The following is an 18881-nucleotide window of genomic DNA, read 5'->3' as shown; positions in this document are numbered from 1 at the left end:
GGGACGGCGCGAGTTTACAGCTGGGTCTTCTTGCCGTCTTTGTCCCACTTGAAGACGGCGAATTCAAAGTCCTTCAGGTCGCCCTTGGCGTCGTACTCGACTTTGCCGATGGCGGTGTCGAAGGCGGTCTTGTGCATGTAGTCTGCGACCTTGGCGGGGTCTTCGCCCACGGCGTCGATGCTCTTGGCCAGGATCTGCACGGCGGCATAGGCGGGCATCTGGAACGCGCCATCGGGATCGCGCTTGGCGTCACGGAAGGCTTTGACGATGCCTTCGTTGCCGGGCAGCTTGGTGAAGTCGGACGGCAGCGTCACCAGCAGGCCGTCGATGGCCGGGCCGGCGATGGCAACCAGGTCCTGGTTGGCGGTGCCTTCAGGGCCCATGAACTGCACATCCAGGCCCTGTTCACGCGACTGGCGCAGCAGCAGGCCCAGTTCCGGGTGGTAGCCGCCGAAATACACCAGGTCCACACCCGCGCTCTTGAGCTTGGTGATCACGGCCGAATAATCGCTGTCGCCAACGTTGATGCCTTCGAACATCACGACGTTGACCTTGTTCTTTTCCAGCGAATCCTTCACCTGGGTGGCCACGCCCGAGCCGTACGTCTGCTTGTCATGCAGCACCGCGACTTTCTGCGGCTTGAGCGTGTTGGCGATATAACGCGCGGCAAACGGGCCTTGCTGGTCGTCGCGGCCAATGGTGCGGAAGAAGAAGTGCGGTTTGGTGGTGTCGGTAACCAGCGGCGAGGTGGCGCCCGGGGTAATGGCCACGATGCCTTCTTGTTCGTAGACGTTCACCGCCGGCACGGTCACGCCCGAGCAGGCGTGCGCCACGGCGAACTTGGCTCCCGAATTGACCACGCGGTTGGCCGCGGGCACGGCCTGCTTGGGTTCGCAGCCATCGTCAATAAGAATGGGTTCGAGCTTCTTGCCTTTGACGCCCCCTTGGGCGTTGATGGTTTCGATAGCAGTCAGCGCGCCGGCCTGGATCTGCGTCCCGTATTGGGTGTTGGGCCCGGTCATGGGCTGCGGGATGCCGATCTTGATCGTATCGGCCGCCTGGGCCGCGCCGGCCAGGAGCAGCGCCCCAAAAGCCATGGCGACTGGGGTAACGCGTTGCAGAAGCTTCATTCGGATTCTCCAGCGATAGGGATGGACAGCTTTGGCCGGTAGCGGAGGCGCTGGGGGGTGCCTGGCGGCCCGATGCGACCATTGCCGGCTTCTTGGGCAAAAGTACAGCGTGGGCGGTATTCTGAAAGCACGACCTTGCGGTGTCACTGCGTGTATTCCCCAATATTTCGGGATCCATCAATAAATAGGGACGCTGTCGACGCAAAAATTGCAAAAACCGCCCGGCGCAGCGCTCCATGTACACAGCCCCGTACACACGATTTCCCCCGTAACAAGCGCCGCAAACCGTCCCCGTCCCTGCCCCGAAGTTGGGTGTCTGACACCCCAAGGTGTCAGACACCACCCGAACCAGCACCGCCTCCGCACCAGGGTGTCTGACACCCCAAGGTGTCAGACACCGCCCGACCCAGCACCGCCCTCCCCACAAGGGTGTCTGACACCCCAAGGTGTCAGACACCGAACCGGCGACACGCTGCTCGGGCCACCCACGCCGCGCGGCTGCCGGCGGCTACAATTGCGTCCCATGGACTCTCAGATCTCTATCGCCTTTATTGGCGGCGGCAATATGGCTACGGCGCTGGCGGCCGGCCTGGCCGGCAGGACCTGCCCGGCGGGCAACCTGCACGCCCTCGACCCCAGCCCCGACGTGCAGGAAAGCTGGCGCGCCCGTGGGGCCACAGCCTCAGCAACGCCGGACGCAACACTGCAGCGCTGCAACGTATGGATATACGCGGTCAAACCCCAGCAACTGCGCGACGCGGTGGCCGCAACCCGCCCCTGGCTGCAACCCGGCACCCTGGTCATCAGCGTGGCCGCCGGCATACGCGCGGACACGCTCGCAGGCTGGCTGGGCACGCCTGACGACCCCTGGCGCAATCTGGTGCGCTGCATGCCCAACACACCCGCCCTGGTGGGCGCCGGTGTCACCGGCTTGGCCGCCCTGCCGGGCGTGGACAGCGCCGGCCGCAAGCTGGCCGAAGAACTGCTGGGCTCCGTAGGCCAGGTCGTATGGGTTCAGGATGACGCCGCGCTGGACGCCGTCACCGCCCTGTCGGGCAGCGGCCCTGCCTACGTATTCCTGTTCCTGGAAGCCCTGATCGCGGGCGGCGTCTCCGTGGGCCTGACCCCCGACCAGGCGCGCCAGCTCGCCCTGGGCACCCTGGCGGGCGCCACCCGGCTGGCCGCACAATCCGACGATCCGCCCTCCCTGCTGCGCGAACGGGTTACCTCCAAGGGGGGTACCACCGCAGCGGCGCTGCAAGTCCTCCAGCAGGCCGATCTGCCGGCCGTGGTAGAACGCGCCTTGCACGCGGCCGCGCAACGCTCGCGCGAGCTGGCCAGCGAATTCGGCAAATGACCCGATCCCACGACTTCCAGCCCATGACCGCGCGGCAGTATGCCGTGGCGGTGTTCTGCATGGGGCTGATCGTGGTCGGCTCCAATATCCTGGTCCAGGTGCCGCTGAACGACTGGCTCACCTGGGGCGGGCTTTCGTATCCCGTGGCCTTCCTTGTCACCGACGTGCTCAACCGCCGGTTCGGGCCTGCGGCGGCGCGGCGCGTCGCCTGGGTAGGTTTCGGCGCCGCGCTGGTGGTGTCGGTATGGGTGGCCTCGCCGCGCATCGCGATGGCATCGGGCCTGGCCTATATTTGCGCCCAACTGGCCGACATCCAGGTTTTCGACCGCCTTCGCGAGCGGCGCTGGTGGCAGGCCCCCTTGCTGTCGGGAACTGTGGGTGCCGTGCTCGATACGGCCGTATTCTTCAGCGTGGCCTTCGCCGCCACCGGCACGCCGTGGGTCACCTGGATGCTGGGCGACCTGGCCATCAAGCTGGCCGTCAACCTCGGCATGCTGGCGCCGTTCCGGGCGTTGATGTGGAACCTGGCGCGCCCGGCCACCCTGCAACACCCCGCCCGCTGAGCCGGCCCCGCCACTGCCCGATCCCGATACTTTCCAACACGCCTGAATCCGCAGGCTTGACGTACGCTGTCAGTATTTGACAGCGCTAGCCTGTGATGTAAAAGTCACGACTTTGTCATATACCGTACATAAGGTGTCGTGTTTTCCATGGCAGATACGCTGCCCGTGGCAACGCAAACTGGAGGACCTTCCATGCGATCGCACCGCTTAGCCTTGACCGTAGCAGCCCTGTGCGCGGCTTTTGCCGCCACATCCGCCCAGGCCGTCACCGAGATCCAGTTCTGGCACTCCATGGAAGGCGCGCTGGGCGAGCGCGTCAACGAGCTCGTCCAGGAGTTCAACCAGAAAAACTCCGACTACAAGATCAACGCCGTATATAAAGGCAATTACGGCGAATCCATGAACGCCGGCATCGCCGCGTTCCGCGCCGGCAACGCCCCCGACATCCTGCAGGTGTTCGAAGTGGGCACCGCCACGATGATGTACGCCCGGGGCGCCATCAAGCCGGTGCAACAGATGTCCGAAGAAGCCGGCGAACCGCTCGATCCCAAGGCCTTCATCGGCGCAGTGGCCGGATACTACTCGTCGCGCGACGGCAAGCTGATCTCGATGCCGTTCAACAGCTCGACGGTCGTCTTCTACTACAACAAAGACGCCTTCAAGAAAGCCGGCCTCGACCCCGAAAAACCGCCCAAGACCTGGGAAGAACTGGCCGCAGCCGGACAGAAACTCAAGGCCGCCGGACAGGAATGCGGCTACACCACGTCGTGGCCGTCGTGGGTGCAACTCGAAACCTTTTCGGCCTGGCACAACGTGCCCTACGCCACCGAAGACAACGGCTTCGGCGGGCTCAACGCGCGCCTGGCCTTCGATACGCCCCTGCACGTACGGCACCTGGACAACCTGGCCAAGCTCGCCAAAGAAGGCATCTTCATGTACGGCGGGCGCGGCGACCAGCCCAACTCGCTGTTCATCGGCGGCAAGTGCGCCATGATCACCGGCTCGAGCGGCTTGCGCGCCAATATCTCGAAGAACGCCAAGTTCGAATTCGGCACGTCCACGCTGCCCTACTACGCAGACGTGTCCGGCGCCCCGCAGAACACCATCATCGGCGGCGCGTCTCTGTGGGTGTTCGCCAACAAGAAGCCCGAAGTCTACAAGGGCGTGACCAAGTTCTTCCATTTCCTGGCCAGCCCGGAAATCGCCGCCCGCTGGCACCAGCAGACCGGCTACGTGCCCGTCACCAAGGCGGCCTACGAACTTACCAAGAAGCAAGGTTTCTACGACAAGAACCCCGGCACCGAAGTGGGCGTACAGCAGCTCAACGTCGAAACCACCGCGCAATCGCGCGGCTTGCGCCTGGGCTTCTTGCCGCAGATCCGCGAAATCGAAGACCAGGAGATCGAACGCATCATGTCCGGCAAGGCCAGCGCCCAGGACAGCGTCAAGACCATGGTGTCGCGCGGTAACGAACTGCTCGAGAAGTTCGAAAAGAGCATCAAGTAAGCCAAGGTGCGCCGCCGGCCCCGTCCCGGGCGGCGGCTGCACCCGGCATGCAGCAAGGCGGCGCGGCGCGCCGCCGCTGTTTCACACCGGCGAACATCCATGGAAAAACGCGTTGTCTTCCGGCACAAGACCCTGCCCTATTTGCTGCTTGCGCCACAGATTGCCGTGACGCTGGTGTTTTTCTTCTGGCCCGCCGGCCAGGCCATGTGGCAGTCCATGCAACTGCAGGACGCCTTCGGCCTGTCGTCTGAATTCGTCGGCCTGGCCAACTTCATCGATTTGTTCCGGCAACCCGATTACCTGGACTCGTTCCGCGTGACGGCCGTCTTCTCGGTGCTGGTGGCCTTCGTGGGCCTGGCCGTATCGCTGCTGCTGGCGGTCATGGCCGACCGCGTCATGCGTGGCGCCGGGCTCTATAAAACGCTGCTGATATGGCCGTACGCCGTCGCACCGGCCGTGGTGGGCGTGCTGTGGCTTTTCCTGTTCTCGCCGTCCGTGGGCATCCTGGCGGTTGCGCTGCACCAGGTGGGGGTGGGCTGGAATCCCCGGCTGGATGGCGGCCAGGCCCTGACCCTGGTGGTCATCGCGGCCATCTGGAAGCAGATCTCGTACAACTTCCTGTTCTTCCTGGCCGGTCTGCAATCCATTCCACGGTCACTGATCGAAGCCGCCGCCATCGACGGCGCCTCGCCGGCGCGGCGCTTCTGGACCATCGTGTTTCCATTGCTGTCGCCCACCACGTTCTTCCTGCTGGTGGTCAACATCATCTATGCGTTCTTCGATACGTTCGCCATCGTCGACACCACTACGCAGGGCGGGCCCGGCACGGCCACCTCCATCCTGGTCTACAAGGTGTATAGCGATGCCTTCCACGGGCTGGATCTGGGGTCGTCGGCCGCGCAGTCGGTGGTGCTGATGGCCATCGTCGTCACCCTTACCGTGGCGCAGTTCCGCTACATCGACCGCAAAGTGCAGTACTGATACAAAGGCTCCCGACCATGGTTGAACGCCGTCCCTGGCTCGATATTCTGGCTCACGCGATCCTGTTGTGCGGCGTGGCGCTGGTGGCGTTTCCGCTGTACGTCACCTTCGTCGCGTCGACACAAACCGCGCAGGAAGTCGCGGCCGCCCCGATGTCGCTGCTGCCGGGGCCGCACTTCGCCGACAACTATGCGCGCGCCCTCGCCAACGCCGGCGTGGGGCGCATGCTGTATGTCAGCCTGATCATGGCTCTGGTGATTTCCATCGGCAAGATCGCCATTTCGTTGCTGTCGGCCTTTGCCGTGGTGTATTTTCGCTTCCCCGGGCGCATGTTCTTTTTCTGGATGATCTTCGTCACCCTGATGCTGCCGGTAGAAGTGCGTATCGCCCCTACCTACAAAGTGGTGGCGGACCTGGGCATGCTGAACAGCTACGCGGGCCTTACGCTGCCGCTCATTGCTTCGGCCACCGCCACGTTCCTGTTCCGCCAGTTCTTCCTGACCGTTCCGGACGAGCTGGTAGAGGCCGCCCGCATCGATGGCGCCGGCCCCTTGCGCTTCTTCCGCGACGTGCTGCTGCCCCTGTCGCGCACCAGTATCGCCGCGCTGTTCGTCATCCAGTTCATCTATGGCTGGAATCAGTATCTCTGGCCGCTGCTGATCACCACCCAGGAGAACATGTACCCCGTGGTCATCGGCATCAAGCGCATGATCAGCGGAGGCGACAGCGTCACCGAGTGGAACATCACCATGGCCACGGCCATGCTGGCCATGGTTCCGCCCGCGCTGGTCGTCATCCTGATGCAGAAATGGTTCGTCAAGGGCCTGGTCGACACTGAAAAGTAGCGCCCTCGCCGCCTCGCCCACGCAAAAGATCAATCCATGGCTACTCTCAGCTTTCGCAACGTCAAGAAAACCTATGCCGGCAACGTAGCCGTCATCCACGGCATCGACGCCGACGTCCGCGACGGCGAATTTATCGTGATCGTGGGCCCGTCGGGCTGCGGCAAATCCACGCTGATGCGCATGGTGGCCGGCCTGGAAACCGTCACCAGCGGCGAAATCCTGATCGACGACAAGGTCGTGAACGATCTCGAGCCCGCCGAGCGCGACATCGCCATGGTGTTCCAGAATTACGCCCTGTACCCGCACATGAGCGTGTTCGACAACATGGCGTACGGGCTCAAGATCCGCAAGTTTTCCAAAGAAGACATCCGCAAGCGCGTGCAGGCCGCGGCGCAGATTCTTGAACTGGACCAGTTGCTGGAGCGCCGCCCGCGCCAATTGTCGGGCGGCCAGCGCCAGCGCGTCGCCATGGGCCGCGCCATCGTGCGCGAACCCAAGGTCTTCCTGTTCGACGAGCCGCTGTCGAACCTGGACGCGAAGCTGCGTGTCGCCATGCGGCTGGAAATTCTCAAGCTCCATCGCCGCCTGGGCACCACCAGCCTGTACGTGACGCACGACCAGGTCGAAGCCATGACGCTGGCGCACCGCATGATCGTCATGCACCAGGGCGTGCCCGAGCAGATCGGCACGCCCATGGAAGTGTTCGAACGGCCTGCCTCCACTTTTGTGGCGGGCTTCATCGGTTCGCCACCCATGAACCTGCTGCCCGTCAACGTAGGCGGCGACGGCACCCTGCAGACGTCCGACGGCGCCGCGCTGGATATTTCCCCCTTGCAAGTGCCCGCCCAGGTGCGGGGCCGCCCGGCCATCCTGGGCATGCGGCCCGAGCACATGCTGCTCAACGCGCAAGGCCTGAAGGCCGAAGTCGAAATGGTCGAGACACTGGGCTCCGAGCAGTTGGTGCACTGCCGTTGCGGCCAGAGCGCCGTCGTCGTGCGCTGCTCTACCCGCCAACTGGCCGAAATGCCCGCCAGGCCCGGCGACCAGATCAGCATAGGCCCCGACGGCCGCCACCCGCTGCATTGGTTCGAACCCGACACCGGCCGCCGCGTCCAGGACACCTGACCCCCGGCCGGCTCCCGGCCGACCCACCTATGGCGACCCGCCGGCCTCGGCTACAACAGGCACCCGCGCCACGCGCGGCAACGACGCGGTAACGCGCCACAGGTGTCTGACACCCTTCGGGAGTCAGACACCGCCCTCGCCTCCCGTCACCACACCAGAACACGCCCCCATTCCCTCGGTGTCTGACTCCCGAAGGGTGTCAGACACCACCGCCGCCCGCACCACCCCCAAACACGCCCCCTTTCCCTCGGTGTCTGACTCCCGAAGGGTGTCAGACACCACCCCATGCACCCACGCGCCTCAACTGCACTCTGGCAAAAGCGCCATCCCTCGTCTTGCTATAGCCACTGGCATAGGTATCGTCGGTCTTCGTCCACGCCGTTGCCATCCCATGCCGAGACCTCCCCGCCTGCTCATCGCAAATCTTCCTTATCACATCGTTCAGCGCGGCCACAGGCGCCAGATCGTATTCGAGTCGGCGGGCGATCACCGCGCCTACTTGAATAACCTACGCCTGTTCAGTCGCAACTTCGGCATCGCCGTACACGCGTGGTGCCTGATGCCAAATCATGTACACCTGCTGCTGAGCCCTACCCAAGATCCGCGCGCATTGTCTGCCTTGATGCAGCGGCTTGCCAGAGCGGCTACCTGCCGGTGGAACGCACGAAAACACACCACCGGCTCGATCTGAGAAGCCCGATTCAAGGCACGGGCGGTACACGAGGAAAAATACCTGCTGGAATGCTGCCGCTATATCGAGCTCAACCCTGTACGCGCAGGCCTGGTCAAAGCGCCGGCGAGCTACCCGTGGTCGAGCTATCGGGAACGACTGGGTGTAACTCCGCAGCACATGCTGGACCACCATGCGCTATATCTGGCCATGGGCCGGGACGATACCGGCAGGCGCGCCGCTTATCGTCACTTCGTCGAAAGCGGGCTGCCGTCGAGCCCCGGCGGTTACCTTTAGGCCCCATCGAAAAGCGTCGGGAAACATCGTCCCGCGACACGGTGTCAGACACCCTTCGGGAGTCAGACACCGCAAGACCTTGCCCGTGCACACCGCCGTAAGATATACGTCAGGTGTCAGACACCCTTCGGGAGTCAGACACCGCAAGACCTTGCCCGTGCACACCGCCGTAGGATATACGTCAGGTGTCTGACTCCCGAAGGGTGTCTGACACCAACACCTCGCAAAGCGTTCGCCCGGCCGACCCGCCTATCGCGGCCAGCTGGCCTCGGCTACGGCAGGCACCGGCGGCACGCGCGGCAAGGGCGGGGTAACGCGCCAGACCGCGCGGCGACGCAGCGCCGCCAGCAGTTTCAAGCCCTGCGGCCAGTCGCCGAATCCGCTTTCCGCATTGATGTGGCCGCCTTCCGGCACCAATTCAAAGCGACTGCCCCATGCAGCTGCAAATTCCCGCGCCCGCTCCAGACTGCAGTACGGGTCGTTGTCGGACGCCACCACCACAGACTGAAAACGCAACGAATGCCCCGGAACAGGGGCAAACACCCGCAGGCATTCAGGCATATCGGCCTGTTCCACATCGGCAGGCGCGACCAGCAACGCGCCCGCCACTTTCGCATGCAGCGGCACGGGCAGGTTGACCACGGCCAGGCAGCCCAGGCTGTGCGCAATCAGAAGGACAGGACACTCTGCTGAGTCCACATACGAAGCCACCGCGGCATTCCATACTGCCGGATCGGGCGCTTCCCAATCGGGCTGCCGCACGCGTCGCGCATGCGGCAGGCAGTGTTCCCAGCGGCTTTGCCAGTGGCCAGGGCCGGAGTCCTTCCAGCCCGGAACGAGGATCGGTTGGAATCTCATGCAGCCAATCATGCCCCGCCGGCTAAAGATCGCAAACGAATAAATCGGCTTTTGCATATATGCCTGGGGGAATAAAGCCAATTGCGTGCCGGCGCCCATTCTGCCCCGATGTCCCCCGCAAAACGGCCCGGCTTTCAGGTATGCTTGCCGGCACAAGCCACGCGCCGCGCGATCCGCGGACGGCTTATATAACGACGCAAAGGAGATTCCCCATGACACAATCGTTTCGCCTTACTCCGATGCTGGCCGCACTAGGCCTGGCCGTCGGCCTGGGCATTTCGGCCGGTGCGCAGGCGCAAAGCATCAAGATCGGCGTGGTCGGCCCCACCACCGGGCCCGTTACCCAGTACGGCGCAATGGTCCGCGAAGGCGTCGACACCGCCGTCGAACGTATCAATGCCGCTGGCGGCGTCGATGGCAAGAAACTCGAAACCGTGGTGATCGACGACGGCTGCGAACCCAAGCAGGGGCCGGTAGCCGCCAACCGCGTGGTCAACGACGAAATCGGCTTTGTGGTAGGCCACGTGTGCTCGGGCGCCACCATCGCAGCCGCCGACATCTACAACAACGAAGGCGTGGTCATGATCACCCCTTCGGCCACGTCGCCCGCCCTTACCGACGGCAAGAACTACGAGTTCATCTTCCGCACCATAGGCCGTGACGACCAGCAAGGCCCGGCCGCCGCCCAGTTCATCCTCGACAAAATCAAGCCCAAGGCGGTCGCCGTACTGCACGACAAGCAATCCTACGGCCAGGGCATTGCCACCGCCGTGAAGGACAACCTCGAGAAAGGCGGCGTCAAGGTCGCCGTGTTCGAAGGCATCAATGCCGGCGACAGCGACTATTCGGCAGTCATTACCAAGCTCAAGTCCAACAATGTGGATTTTGTGTACTACGGCGGCTACCACCCCGAAATGGGCCTGCTGCTGCGCCAGGCCAACGAACAGGGCGTCAAGGCCAAGTTCATGGGTCCCGAAGGCGTGGGCAATCCGGACATCAACGCCATTGCGGGCGACGCCGCCGAAGGCATGCTGCTGACCCTGCCGGCCGACTTCACCCAGAACCCGGCCAACGCCGAAATCGTCAAGGCGTTCGAAAGCAAGAAGCGCAATGCCAGCGGCGCCTTCCAGCTCACCGCTTACACCGCCACGCAAGTCATCGCCGACGCCATCAAGGGGTCCGGCAGCACCGACCCCACCAAGGTCGCGCAATACTTGCACGCCAATACTTTCGACACCCCCATCGGCAAGACTTCCTGGAACAAACAGGGCGACCTGAATGAATTCGAGTTCCAGGTATTCACGTGGCACAAAGACGGAAGCAAGACGGCGTTCAAATAATGATCAGCTGAACCGCCGATCTGTCTTATTGCAAATAAGGCCCCGCGTTGCGGGGCCTTATTTTTGGCAGCAACAGAATTAATTTTTGAATCGTCGCAGAAACTCAAGTGCGGTAACGTCATTCACGGCACGTAGTTTTCTGTAACTCGTGCTTTCACCTGGTGCGCCCTGATTAGCCTAACAATTCGATTATTAAGGCTAATTTGCAACGATTAGAGATGCGGACACCCTCGCTGTTTTGTATCTGATTTTTGCGACGCAGCAGAGTTGCCTGAGTCAACCCCAATAAACTGTAAAATCTTGCCATCTGGTTTGACCCATGAAATGGTGATAATAGGCGCCTCGCTTCGCTTTCGAAGCAAGTCGCCTTTATTTTTTCCGGCGAAGCCAGCATTTCTTACGCCAGCACTTTCCTGCTCGCCATTTATCTTTTTTATTGGTCTGTTCAACAATTGCCTGTATATCCCGCACGCCCTACGTAATAGCCGGCTGATTTGCCGCCCGCCCGGTAAAAAATAACACCAAGAAATTTCGACAGCTGTTTGTTCGAAGGAAGAAATACATGGCAAAGCGCGTTGCCGTCGTGGGGTTTTCGTTCCGTTTTCCGCAAACCGATACTGAACGGTATTGGCCAGACCTGCTCAACGGTCGTGATCTCGTCACGCAGGTAGAAGCAGATCGCTGGGCGCAAGACCCTTATCTGCACCCGGCCAAAGACCACCCTGGCACCGCATATACCTTTGCTGCGGGGTCTATCGGCGACGTGTCGGGCTTCGACGCGCACTTCTTCGGCATTTCGCCGCGCGAAGCGGCGCTGATGGACCCTCAGCAACGCCTGTTGCTCGAGCTGTGCTGGGAAACCATCGACCACGCAGGCATGCGTCCCTCGGCGCTGCGCGGCAGCGATTGCGGTGTCTATATCGGCATTGCCAGCGCCGACTACGCCTATCGCATGGCCGACGATGTGAGCGCCGTCGACGCCTCGATGGCAACTGGAAATACGTCCAGCATTGCCGCCAACCGCCTGTCGTATGTATTCGATCTGCACGGCCCCAGCATGGCCGTCGACACCGCCTGCTCGTCATCACTGGTTGCCGTGCATCAGGCCTGCCGGGCCATTGTCACCGGCGAGACCAGCATGGCCATCGCCGGCGGCGTCAGCCTGCACCTGCACCCCTACGGCTTCATCACCTTTTCCAAGGCTTCCATGCTGTCGCCGGGCGGCCGTTGCAAGGTGTTCGACGCATCTGGAGACGGCTATGTGCGGTCCGAGGGCGGCGGCCTGTTCCTGCTGAAAGATTACGACCAGGCCTTGGCCGACGGCGACAACATCCTGGCGGTGATCGCCGGCAGCGCCGTCAACACTGACGGACGCAAGTCGGGGCTCACCGTGCCCAACGCCGACGCCCAGATCGCGCTGATGCGCCAGGTGTACGAGCAAGCGGGCATTCCCGTGACCGAGATCGACTACCTGGAGGCCCACGGCACCGGCACCGCCGTCGGCGATCCCATTGAAACCCGCGCTATCGGCGCAGCGCTTGGCCAGCCTCGTGGCCCCGGCAACCCCTTGCCCATCGGGTCGGTCAAGAGCAATCTGGGGCATCTGGAAGCCGCCTCCGGCGTGGCGGGGCTCGTCAAGGCCATCTACTGCCTGCAGCATCGCACCGTGCCGGCCACCATAGGCATCCGCACGCTCAATCCCGCCATCGATTTCCAGGACTGGAACATCGAGATCACGCAACAGAATTACCCGCTGCGCCGCACGGGCACGCTCACCATCGGCGTGAATTCTTTCGGATTCGGCGGCGCAAACGCCCATGTCATCTTGCAAAGCCCTCCTGCGCGCAATGACCAGCAGGCCGATAAGCTGGCAAGCACCGCAGCAGTGCCGGTGGTGGTGTCGGGCAAGACGCCGGAGGCCTTGAAGGCTGCTGCGCACAGCTTGGCCGGCGTGCTGCGCGGCCAACCGGCGCGCACGCTGTACGACGTGGCCTATCACTCCGCCATGCGCCGCGAATGGCACGCGGAACGCGCCGTCGTCTATGGCAACGACAGCGAAACCGTCGCCCAGGCGCTGAGCCAATTCGCCGACGGCGACGCCGCGCAATACAGCGTGGCCACGGGCAGCGCCATACCCGGCGCCCAAGGCCCGGTCTTTGTGTATTCCGGCAATGGCTCGCAATGGGCGGGCATGGGGCGCCAGTTGCTGGCAGAGCCGGTTTTTGCCGAAGCCGTGCACGAAATCGATAACTGCTTTGAACCGCTGGCCGGCTATCGGCTGGCCGACGAATTGGCGCGCACCGACATTGCCAATCAGTACGAACGCACCGAAATTGCGCAGCCGGCCTTGTTTGCCATCCAGGTTGGCATTACCCGGATGCTCGCGCAACGTGGCGTCCAGCCCACCGCCGTGGTGGGCCACAGCGTGGGTGAAGTCGCCGCGGGTTGGGCCTGCGGCGCCCTTGCGCTGACCGACGCGGTACAGGTCATTTTCCATCGCAGCCGCCTGCAAGGCACCACCAAAGGCCAGGGTTGCATGACGGCAGTCGGGGTCGACGGCGCGACCGCCCAGGCGCTGCTTGCCGAACTGCAATTGACCCAAGCGGTGTGCGTGGCTGGCTACAACAGCAGTCGAGGCGCAACGCTGGCCGGCGACCCTGCGGCCATGGCCTCGATCGAGGCCGTGCTGGCCGAACGCCAGATTTTCTACAAACGGCTCGGCCTCGACTACGCCTTCCATAGCGCCGCGATGGACCCCATCAGGTCCGGTTTGCGCAAGGCGCTGGCAAACCTGGCGCCACAAAGCGGTTACGTACCGTTCTATTCCACCGTTACCGGTCAGCCCATCGACGGCACGGGCCTGGATGCGGAATACTGGTGGCGCAACGTGCGCCAGCCCGTGCAGTTCCAGCAGGCAATCGACGCCCTGGTGCAAGGCGACCAGAACATTTACGTAGAAATCGGCCCGCACCCGGTATTGCGCTCGTATATCAATGACGCCCTGGCTGGCGCCGACCGCAAGGGCCGTGTGCTGCTTACCGCAAGCCGCGGCAATGACGAGCCGGCAAAGATCCGTGACGCAGCCGGGCAGATCCTGTGCAGCGGCGCGCAGATCAGCTGGCAAGATCTCTTTCCCTGGGAAGGCCGCCACATCACGCTTCCCGCCTATCCGTGGCAGCGCGAGCGCCACTGGCATCCCGTCACACCCGAAGGGCTGGGCCAGTTGCAGCGCGCCAAAGTGCACTCTTTGCTGGGCTATCCGGTACGCCAGCACGATGGCGTCTGGGACAACCAGCTCGACACGGCGCTGTACCCGTGGCTGGCCGACCACGTCGTGGGCGACGCTACGGTGTTTCCCGGCACGGGCTTTGCCGAGATTGCCCTGGCGGCCGCCGCGCAGTGGCAACCGGCCGAGTACCTGGAACTCGAAGAACTCGAAATACGCGCACCGCTGCTGCTGGCGGCCAGTCCGTCGAAACGCCTGCGCACCACGCTCGATGCTGCGGATGGCAGCCTGCGCATCGTGGCCAAGGATGTCGGCAGCACCGAGCCCTGGACGCTGCACGCGACGGCTCGCATTCTGCGCGAGGCCGGGCCCGCGCTGCTGGCCGAGCCGGCGATCGAATGCCCCGAGCGCGCGCCCGACTTCACTGCCAGCAGTCATGTGTTGCTGACGCAGGCCGTGGGCCTGGAATACGGGCCAGCCTTCCAGGCCATCAAGCAAGGCTGGACGCTGTCGCACGATACCGTCGTGGCCGCGCTCCAAACCGACAACATGCCGCAGCGCGACCTGGAGCGCAGCCACCTGCACCCTGCGTTGCTCGACAATGCATTCCAGTTGATTATCCAGTTGTTGCGCGATGATCCTGCCATGAGTCGTGGCGTGGCCTTCGTGCCGGCCAAGATCGGCCGCGTTTCGCTGCGCACCGACGCTGGCGCGCCCGCCTATGCGCGCGCCCGGCTGCTGCGGCGCGCCCCTCATTCGCTGACTGCCGAGTTTGCCCTGTACGACGCTGCCGGCATACAGATCGCGGCGGTGCACGACGTGCGTTTCCGCGGCATACGCCTGGCCAAGTCTTACGGCGAAACGCTCGACTTCCTGGACGAACTGGGCGTGCCCAGCCCGCATCCGCACGACCCTCGCAGCGCCCTCAGCACGCTCGACTCCGCCGCCGCGTCAGACCTGCTTGCCAGCGCCGTTGCCCTGGCCGCGCAACAGGGCACGCACGCATGCTATGCGCAAGAAATCGAGCCGCTGCTCGACAGCCTGTGCGACCGCTACGCCGTACGCGCCTTGCGCGGGCTGGCGCAGAATGGCCCGCACCTGTATGACAAAGCCGTAGAGCGTTGCCGCCAGACTGCTCCGGACGCATCCGCCCTGCTGGATCATCTGTTGGAACGCGCCGCCCAGGCAGGCCTGCTGGAACGCGCGCCCACCGGTTGGACATTCACAGAAGAAGGGCCTGCAACGCCAGATGTCGTCGATATCTGGAACAGCCTGGTGCGCGAATACCCCGATTACGCGCACGTAGTACATGCGGTCGGTCGCGTGGGCTTGCACCTGGAGAACCTGCTGCAAGGCCGCGCCGACATGAACGCCGTCTGCCCTCCCACGGCCTCTCCGGCTGCTCTGTTGCGGCATCTTCTGGGGGCGCAGGCGCGTGAACAGCTTGGCGGCGCGCTGCGCACGCTGCTCGCCCGCGCACAAACGGCCCTGCCGCCCGGCGCGCGCCTGGGAGTCCTGGAAATCAGCGCCCATGCCCCGGCATTCGCCGAAGACTGCTGCGGCGCCCTGGACTTCGGCGTAGCCGATTACCACTATGCCGCGCCCAGTGCCGAAGCACACGAGCGCGCCCAGCGCCTGCTCGAACGCTACCCGGATGCGAGCTGCAGCCAGCTTGAACCGCGGCCGTGCACTCCGGACCAACTTGCCATGCGCGGGCACGACCTGGTCATCCTGCACGCCGACGCCGCATACGCCGACGATGCCCGGAAAATGCTCGAATATGCGTGCGGCCTTCTGAAATCCGGCGCAACGCTGGTGCTGGTCGGCGCACACCCGGTAAGCTGGCTCGACGTGGTGGCTGGCGCGCGGCCCGATTGGTGGACTGCCGTCACCAGCGACGGCGGAAAAGCCTCGTCCCAGTACACGGCCCACTTCTGGCAAGAGGCCCTGGCGCAACACGGGTGCCCGGTCACTGTGCTGGCCGAGTTCAGCCCCGACACGCTCAGTGGCCCCTACCTGCTTGTGGGCGTCGCACAGACCACAGCCGGCAGCACTTCAACCGCCGACGCCTCGCCCACGACATCCTCCGGATTGCTGCTGCTGGCCAGCGCCGACGAATCCGAAACCGCGCTGGCTCACGCCCTGTCAGAGCGGTTGGCGGCCCAGGGCCATCGTACCCACATTCAACGCGATACAGACCCCGCGGCATTTGCTTCGGCCTACCGCCAGGCCAAGGCCCGATTGGGCCAGGTCGACGCCATTGTGCACCTGGATGGCCTGGCACACGCACAGGATGTCTCCGACCCCCAGGCCTTGCTGGCTGTGCAGGTACGCCGTTGCGCGCTGGCTGCCGGCGCCGCGCAGGCGCTGGAACGTGACGGCGGTACGGCGACGTTGTGGCTCGTCACCGCGGGCGCTGCCCAGCACCTGGCTCCCGGAGGCGCCACCGCCACGCCCGGCGACGCGGCGCTGCGCGGATATGGCCGCACCATGATCAATGAGGCAGCCCAGTTCGCCGTGCGCCTGCTGGACCTGCCGGACGCGAGGCCCACGGCCGCCGTGCTGGATGCGTTGGAACGCGAGCTCAGGTGGCCCGATGCCGAGCAAGAAGCCGCTCTCACGCCCCAAGGACACCGTTACGCACCGCGCCTGCGCACGGTCCCCCGCCCTGCAACAGAAAAAGACGCGCCCGGCAGTGTGGGCCGCATGCGCCTGGGTTTCGAGTTCCCGGGGCAGTTGCGCAACCTGCGCTGGGAGACCTGCGAGCCGGCCGAACTAGCCCCCCATGAAATCGAGATCGCCGTCCACGCCACCGGGCTGAATTTCCGCGACGTGATGTACGCCCTGGGCCTGCTGTCCGATGAAGCCATCGAAAGCGGCTTTGCGGGCCCGACGCTGGGGCTCGAGTTCGCCGGCACAGTCTTGCGTGCAGGCCCGGACGCCGGCGGTGACTACCAGCCGGGCGACGCGGTAGTGGGGTTCGGTCCCGCCAGCTTTGCCAACCGCGTGCACACCACAGCAAACGCCATCGCGCGCATTCCGCAGGGCATCTCGTTCGAGGCGGCAGCCACCATACCCAGCACTTTCTTCACGGTTTACTATGCCTTGCATCACCTTGCCCAACTCGAAGAAGGCGAAAAGGTACTGATACACGGCGCCGCAGGCGGCGTGGGCATTGCCGCCATCCAGTATGCGCAATGGCGTGGCGCAGAAATCTATGCCACTGCCGGCACCGCCGAAAAGCGCGATTTCCTGCGGCTGCTGGGCGTGCAGCACATTTATGACTCGCGATCGCTCGCCTATGCCGACGCCATACTGGCCGACACCGGCGGCAAAGGGGTGGACGTCGTGCTCAACTCTTTGGCAGGCGAGGCCATCAATCGCAACCTGCGTGTGCTCAAGCCTTTCGGACGCTTCCTCGAACTGGGCAAACGCGACTTCTACGAGAACACGCGCATAGGCCTGCGTCCGTTCCGCAACAACATCAGCTATTTCGGCATTGACGCCGACCAGCTGATGCACGAACGCCCTGCCCTGACGCGGCGCCTGTTTGGCGAAGTCATGGCCCTGTTCGCCGAGGGCGCGTTGCATCCGCTTCCCTACCAGGAATTCGACGCCAATGACATCGTGGACGCGTTCCGCTACATGCAGCAGTCGCGCCAGATAGGCAAGATAGTCGTCACGTATCGCAATGGCATCCAGTGCGCACACGATGCAGCCCTGCCTGCCGACAACCCGGCGGAGCTGGCCCTGTCGGCCGAGGCCTCCTACCTGGTCACCGGCGGGCTCAGCGGTTTCGGCCTGCGCACCGCCCAATGGTTGGCCGACCGCGGCGCGCGCCACCTGGCGCTGGTCAGCCGCAGCGGCCCTGCGTCCGAAGCCGCGCAGCAAGCCCTGGCCGCGTTGCAGGCTCGCGGCGTGGCTGTCCACGCCGCGGCGTGCGATGTCACCGACGCCCAGGCGCTGGCCAACCTGATGCAGCAACTCGCCGCCGACATGCCGCCCCTGAAGGGCGTCGTACACGCCGCCATGGTGATCGACGATGGCCTGGTACGTGGCGCGACTGCCGAACAAATCGAACGCGTCCTGGCGCCCAAGGTCGTCGGAGCCATGCGGCTGGATGCGGCCACGCGCCACCTGCCGCTGGATTTCTTCATCACCTTCTCGTCCGCCACCACACTGTTCGGCAATCCCGGCCAGGCCAACTACGTTGCGGCCAACGCCTTCCTCGAGGCGCTGTGCCGGCAACGGCGCGCGCAGGGCCTGCCCGCCACTTGCGTGCGCTGGGGCGCCATCGACGACGTCGGCTACCTGGCCCGCAACAAGAAGGTCAAGGACGCCTTGCAAAGCCGCATGGGAGGCGCCGCCCTGGCGTCGGAGTCCGCACTACAGGCGCTGGAAGCGATGTTGCTGGCCGACGCCAGTGACCTGGCCGTGCTCGAGCTGGACTGGCGCGCCCTGCGCCGCTTCCTGCCCAGCGCAGGCACGCCCAAGTTCAGCCTGCTGGCCCGCCGCGCCAGCGACACCGGCGAAGATGACGGCAGCGCGCACGACATTGCCCAGTTGCTCGCCACGCTGGACGACGATGCCCTGCAACCCCTGTTCGTCGACATGCTCAAGGCCGAAGTGGGTGAAATCCTGCGGGTACCGGCCGACAAGATCGACGCCGACGTCTCGGTCTACGACATGGGCCTGGATTCTCTGATGGGTGTAGAGCTGGTCGTGGCGCTGGAAGGCCGCTTCGGGATCCGCCTGCCGGTCATGGCCCTTAACGAGAGTCCGACGCTGACCAAGCTGGCGGCGCGACTGGTCCAGCTGCTGCGTAACGAAGGTGACGCCCCGTCGGGTCAGGACAACTTACTGGCCCAGGTCGAGCAAGTTGCCGCGCGGCACACCGATGAGGTGCCTGCGGAGGCCCTGGCCAAATTCGCCGATGAACTCAAATCGGGCGCGGTTGACGTCCAGCAACGCATGATCCACTAA

The 18881-nt window shown here is 64.3% G+C and carries 11 protein-coding genes; 9 read left to right on the top strand and 2 right to left on the bottom strand.

Going from position 1 to position 18881, the window contains the following annotated elements:
- Positions 1–14 precede the first annotated feature (14 nt).
- Positions 15–1130 (bottom strand): branched-chain amino acid ABC transporter substrate-binding protein, encoded by a 1116-nt coding sequence (locus CAL19_RS08000; protein ID WP_026641338.1) that lies wholly within the window; start codon positions 1128–1130, stop codon positions 15–17.
- 523 nt (positions 1131–1653) lie between these two features.
- Between CAL19_RS08000 and proC the strand changes: the two genes are divergently transcribed.
- The 7 genes from proC to CAL19_RS19950 all read left to right on the top strand — a co-directional run bounded on the left by proC (position 1654) and on the right by CAL19_RS19950 (position 8198).
- A complete protein-coding gene (gene proC / locus CAL19_RS07995; RefSeq protein ID WP_094796497.1) occupies positions 1654–2487 on the top strand; it encodes a pyrroline-5-carboxylate reductase in 834 nt (277 codons plus the stop codon).
- Positions 2484–3050 carry a queuosine precursor transporter gene (locus CAL19_RS07990; RefSeq protein WP_026641336.1) on the top strand — a complete coding sequence of 189 codons (567 nt, stop codon included), beginning with the start codon at positions 2484–2486 and terminating at the stop codon, positions 3048–3050. Before proC ends, CAL19_RS07990 begins: the two co-directional genes overlap by 4 nt.
- Positions 3051–3242: 192 nt before the next feature.
- A complete protein-coding gene (ugpB, locus tag CAL19_RS07985; RefSeq protein ID WP_026641335.1) occupies positions 3243–4556 on the top strand; it encodes a sn-glycerol-3-phosphate ABC transporter substrate-binding protein UgpB in 1314 nt (437 codons plus the stop codon).
- Between the two features lie 99 nt (positions 4557–4655).
- Entirely contained in the window at positions 4656–5537 is an 882-nt protein-coding gene (ugpA, locus tag CAL19_RS07980; RefSeq protein ID WP_026641334.1) for a sn-glycerol-3-phosphate ABC transporter permease UgpA, read from the top strand.
- Positions 5538–5554: 17 nt separating this feature from the next.
- Entirely contained in the window at positions 5555–6382 is an 828-nt protein-coding gene (gene ugpE, locus CAL19_RS07975) for a sn-glycerol-3-phosphate ABC transporter permease UgpE (protein WP_026641333.1), read from the top strand.
- A 36-nt stretch (positions 6383–6418) separates the two neighbouring features.
- A complete protein-coding gene (locus CAL19_RS07970) occupies positions 6419–7507 on the top strand; it encodes a sn-glycerol-3-phosphate import ATP-binding protein UgpC (RefSeq protein ID WP_026641332.1) in 1089 nt (362 codons plus the stop codon).
- A gap of 391 nt (positions 7508–7898) precedes the next feature.
- Positions 7899–8198, top strand: coding sequence for a transposase (locus tag CAL19_RS19950; RefSeq protein WP_094796496.1), 300 nt, complete (start codon positions 7899–7901; stop codon positions 8196–8198).
- A 525-nt stretch (positions 8199–8723) separates the two neighbouring features.
- On the opposite strand, the gene CAL19_RS07960 is transcribed toward CAL19_RS19950, so the two are convergent.
- Complete coding sequence (locus tag CAL19_RS07960; protein WP_026641331.1) at positions 8724–9332, bottom strand: RBBP9/YdeN family alpha/beta hydrolase; 609 nt, start codon at positions 9330–9332, stop codon at positions 8724–8726.
- A 212-nt stretch (positions 9333–9544) separates the two neighbouring features.
- Between CAL19_RS07960 and CAL19_RS07955 the strand changes: the two genes are divergently transcribed.
- Complete coding sequence (locus tag CAL19_RS07955) at positions 9545–10672, top strand: branched-chain amino acid ABC transporter substrate-binding protein (RefSeq protein ID WP_026641330.1); 1128 nt, start codon at positions 9545–9547, stop codon at positions 10670–10672.
- A gap of 562 nt (positions 10673–11234) precedes the next feature.
- The gene (locus tag CAL19_RS07950; RefSeq protein WP_094796495.1) at positions 11235–18881 is read left to right on the top strand and encodes a type I polyketide synthase; all 7647 of its coding nucleotides are present in this window, start codon (positions 11235–11237) and stop codon (positions 18879–18881) included.

This window comes from Bordetella genomosp. 7, from assembly GCF_002261265.1.
Lineage (GTDB): Bacteria > Pseudomonadota > Gammaproteobacteria > Burkholderiales > Burkholderiaceae_B > Bordetella_A.
This window is presented reverse-complemented; position numbering and strand designations above follow the sequence as displayed.

Coding starts and splice junctions, on each gene's coding strand:
- CAL19_RS08000 (WP_026641338.1), bottom strand. CDS start 1,130: ATGAAGCTTCTGCAACGCGTTACCCCAGTCGCCATGGCTTTTGGGGCG.
- proC (WP_094796497.1), top strand. CDS start 1,654: ATGGACTCTCAGATCTCTATCGCCTTTATTGGCGGCGGCAATATGGCT.
- CAL19_RS07990 (WP_026641336.1), top strand. CDS start 2,484: ATGACCCGATCCCACGACTTCCAGCCCATGACCGCGCGGCAGTATGCC.
- ugpB (WP_026641335.1), top strand. CDS start 3,243: ATGCGATCGCACCGCTTAGCCTTGACCGTAGCAGCCCTGTGCGCGGCT.
- ugpA (WP_026641334.1), top strand. CDS start 4,656: ATGGAAAAACGCGTTGTCTTCCGGCACAAGACCCTGCCCTATTTGCTG.
- ugpE (WP_026641333.1), top strand. CDS start 5,555: ATGGTTGAACGCCGTCCCTGGCTCGATATTCTGGCTCACGCGATCCTG.
- CAL19_RS07970 (WP_026641332.1), top strand. CDS start 6,419: ATGGCTACTCTCAGCTTTCGCAACGTCAAGAAAACCTATGCCGGCAAC.
- CAL19_RS19950 (WP_094796496.1), top strand. CDS start 7,899: ATGCCGAGACCTCCCCGCCTGCTCATCGCAAATCTTCCTTATCACATC.
- CAL19_RS07960 (WP_026641331.1), bottom strand. CDS start 9,332: ATGAGATTCCAACCGATCCTCGTTCCGGGCTGGAAGGACTCCGGCCCT.
- CAL19_RS07955 (WP_026641330.1), top strand. CDS start 9,545: ATGACACAATCGTTTCGCCTTACTCCGATGCTGGCCGCACTAGGCCTG.
- CAL19_RS07950 (WP_094796495.1), top strand. CDS start 11,235: ATGGCAAAGCGCGTTGCCGTCGTGGGGTTTTCGTTCCGTTTTCCGCAA.